This is a genomic window from Marinimicrobium sp. UBA4209 (assembly GCF_002381585.1).
GTDB lineage: Bacteria > Pseudomonadota > Gammaproteobacteria > Pseudomonadales > Cellvibrionaceae > Marinimicrobium > Marinimicrobium koreense.
Window position 1 is genome coordinate 54,081 of the sequence record NZ_DFTP01000067.1, and the last position, 397, is coordinate 54,477.

The 397-nt window shown below is 44.8% G+C and carries 1 protein-coding gene; it reads left to right on the forward strand.

All coding sequences use genetic code 11. From position 1 onward, the window contains the following. Positions 1-372, forward strand: a 372-nt coding sequence (locus tag B3187_RS09730) for a ComEA family DNA-binding protein (RefSeq protein WP_286806083.1), incomplete at its 5' end; no start/stop codon positions are given. Positions 373-397: the final 25 nt, after the last annotated feature.

Sequence of the window (397 nt, forward strand, 5' to 3'; positions counted from 1 at the left end):
AAGGCACATATAAACTACTTGGGGTCGTTCATTCAGCGCTTAAATGACAAGGCATCAAAGGGGGTGCACTCGGATGTGGGGTACTCTGAAGCAGTAAGAGCCGTACTCTACACATACTTGACACTGGGCGATATTCTAGAGTTGTCGGGAGATGCATTAGAGAAGAAAGCAAAAGAAGAGGGAAGGGTCAACCTAAACACTGCTGAGTTAATTGACCTTAAGGCCGTACCAGGGATCTCTGAGGGGTTGGCAAAAGAGATAATTAAGAAGCGAGCAAAAAGCAAATTTAGAGCGTTCGAAGAGCTCCAAGAATTTTCTGGGGTGGGCCCAAAGACTGTGGAAAAAATTAGGCATGGCTGCGTTATCTATTGAATTGTAGTAGTTCAGACTTGATCTG